At 60.6% G+C, this 2852-nt stretch carries 3 protein-coding genes; all 3 read right to left on the bottom strand.

Annotated elements, in window-relative coordinates:
- Positions 1-83: 83 nt before the first annotated feature.
- A complete protein-coding gene (locus tag NUW23_15775; GenBank protein MCR4427615.1) occupies positions 84-635 on the bottom strand; it encodes a PRC-barrel domain-containing protein in 552 nt (183 codons plus the stop codon).
- A 2-nt stretch (positions 636-637) separates the two neighbouring features.
- Complete coding sequence (locus NUW23_15770) at positions 638-1330, bottom strand: hypothetical protein (protein ID MCR4427614.1); 693 nt, start codon at positions 1328-1330, stop codon at positions 638-640.
- A gap of 85 nt (positions 1331-1415) precedes the next feature.
- On the bottom strand, positions 1416-2852 hold a 1437-nt coding region (locus tag NUW23_15765; GenBank protein ID MCR4427613.1), incomplete at its 5' end, for a transglutaminase-like domain-containing protein.

The following is a 2852-nucleotide window of genomic DNA, read 5'->3' as shown; positions in this document are numbered from 1 at the left end:
GGGAGGGTTGGCTTCTCCAACCTCCAGGGTGTTCCCATCCGCGTCCACTAAGTCCCCTCCTGGCAGGCTCGTGGTGGACACGCCTACTGGTTTCCTTCAGCCTTCCCGAAACATCGGGAATCAGGCATGCTGCTGGCAGCTGAGAAGTTCGCCGTGTCGATGAGACGATTGCCTGCATTGGTCGCCGCCACGATAAACTGCTTGCCGATGGTGATGACCAAGTCTGCCGGCAGGATCCTGGTGCCTCCAGGCACTTGGAGCCCATACCCAGTCACCTTGCCGGACGGAAGATCGATGAAGAGCGCGTCCACGGTCCCGACGAAGCGCCCATCCCTGGTGACAACCTTCATGCCCTTGATGTCGCCGTCCGATCTGACCAAGGATTCAAGTTCAGGCAGGGAAGAGGGCTCAGCCATGGAGGACGTGTTCTCAATGACCACCACGTCTGCACCGAAGCCCTGTATGAGGGCAAAAGGGGCCACCTTCGGAGCATCGAAGAGGCTCCGGCCCGCCACGGCGATACCTGCGGTCTGTGCAGTTGAGACGTTGATCAGGAGACCCTTGACTTGCCCAACTTCGATACCCTCCTCCGCGCTGATAACGGGCGTTCCAAGCAGATCCTCGCTCCGTTTCATGTCTACCGCTCCCTCCTCAGCATCGAATCGATCCTGGCAAACCTATCTCGGGCCACTCGCTCAACAAGCGCCCGATCGGTTGACGCGTCGCCAAGCGCGGAGGCCACGCGCTGGTGGATGTGCAGGTACCGCTGAAGGCTTACCAGGCCTTCCCGAAGGGAAGCACGGTTCTCAGCGGTACAAAAGGCGATGGCCCTGACCGTCCGGTTGAGTGCGAACTCATAGTCCTCCGGACTGCGGCAGAGGTCAACGACACGGGTAATACACGCCGGGCCCGCAACCATCTGCTCGATTGCTTCGAACGCTGCCTCAATGGCCTCTTTGGTTCTCCCCTGAGCCTCCAGGGACAGCGATTGGGCAAGCCAGGCGTCGTCCGGAGGCCTGATATGATCAAGCCTGTCGGTGGCAAAACAGAACTTGGCGGCGGCGCCAGCCTCTGGTGCGGCCGGCGGCCTACGGACCCTGGAAGCTGCGGCGCTGAGGAGGTTCTGCGGGTTGATTAGACGCAGCAACCTCCCTGCTGTGGCACCGAGCCCGGTTACCCGGGAGACGAACGCTCGCAGGGTTCTCGGCCATCCTAGGACTTGTCGCGCCCGGGGCAACCTGGGCCTGAGCGAGGGGATCACCGCGGCCAGGATCAGAGGACAGACGACCGCGGCACTTGTGTCGAGCACCTTGACTGCGAATCTCATCATTCGGACCTACCTCCACCGATCAGACTTCCTGCGTACAGCAGACAACTTACCTCGTGTGATAGCCGAATCCGAGTCTCTCCCGCGACTAGCTGTTGTCGATTCCTTGGATGTGTGTCACAGAGAAGAGTTCGGGAGAGGGGTCGTAGTACTGGCGGGTGAACCGACGCACGAATTTCGGGCCGTCGGAGTAACCCGAATCCCAGGTGGTATCCAGGAGGACTATCCTGCCGTTCACCTCCACCTCGTTCCAGGCGTGCTTCATGAGGTGGTCCCCAATGTCCACCATTCCTACCACCACCCATACCGGAATCCCGGCCGCCCGTAGGAGGGCGGCGGTCAGGTTCGAGTACCCGAGACAGATCGATTCTCGCTTCGCCAGAGTGGACAGGGCGTCCGTAGGGCCTGGTGAGCGGTTCCGGAACCCAGCTACGTCGTATGCAATGTTCTTGGCAACCCAGTCGTGGACTGCCATCGTAGCGGCGTATCGATCGGAGATACCGGCCAGGATGTCCCTTGAGGCTTTCTGGATGCTTTGATAGACGGACTGCGCGACCCACTTCTCGGCCTTGGACGGTTCGGGACGGGGCTTGACCATGCGTACAGCGTACGATCTTGGAGAGACCGGCGCGCCGGTCTTCTCGTCGACCGAGGCGACGGAAACCCTGAAACTCTCAACCGCAGTCGGCGGGTCGACCCACGCCTCCCAGCTGCCGGTGCTCGTGTCCACCCGAATCTCCGTGCTTCTTAACGGGGGAGAGTGTTCCGGCTCGTACGGAGATAGATCGAGCCTAACGACCTTGGACAGGGCAGTCCCTGCCATCCGGAACCTTCCTGTGGCGAAGATGGTCCCGAACTGATAGGCGGGCTCAGTCACGTGGATGGGAGGGGGTTCTACCACGACTCTGTAGACAGCTGCCCCCCGCCATGTGTTCTCCCCTGTCTGCCTGGACGCGATCTTGATCTCGCATTCACCGGATCCGACATCGAGCGGGAGTGGAAGGTCGAAGAGACCCTCCTCGTTGGTGAATGCGTAGTAGACCCGCATTTCCCCTGTGGCCAGGTTCTGCACAGTGGCCTGCACGCGCCTGTACTGTGACCATCCGTAGATCGTGATCGAGTCAGTGACAACGTTGGAGGGCCCCCGAGGGGAGTGAATGACGAGGTCAGTGCCGTAACCCTTGTACTCGATGGGGCAGAGAGGGGTCTCCCGAGACGTATTGGTCACATTGAACGCGCAGACAATCTTGTAGGTTGGGTCACCGGGCACCAGGATGGCGACGTTCACTGTGTATCGCCCTGGTCCGTCCGTGAGCCAGACGACACCGTTGAACTGCCCATCATTGTCTGTGGAAAGCAGAGTGTATCGAGGCAGCTTGCTGTCTTCACGTGCTGAGATCACTGCAACGGACCGGTAGTGAGACCATCCGGCCACGTTGAAGCTGCCTCGAACTTCGTTCTCAAGCCGGGTGGGAGTTGAGAGTCTCAAGAGGGAGTCGTACCCGAGGTAGGTGTTGATCCCGGC

The organism is Bacillota bacterium (assembly GCA_024655925.1).
Classification (GTDB): domain Bacteria; phylum Bacillota; class DTU025; order DTU025; family JANLFS01; genus JANLFS01.
The sequence above is the reverse complement of the archived record's forward strand: the minus strand, read 5'-3'. Positions and strand labels throughout refer to the sequence as shown.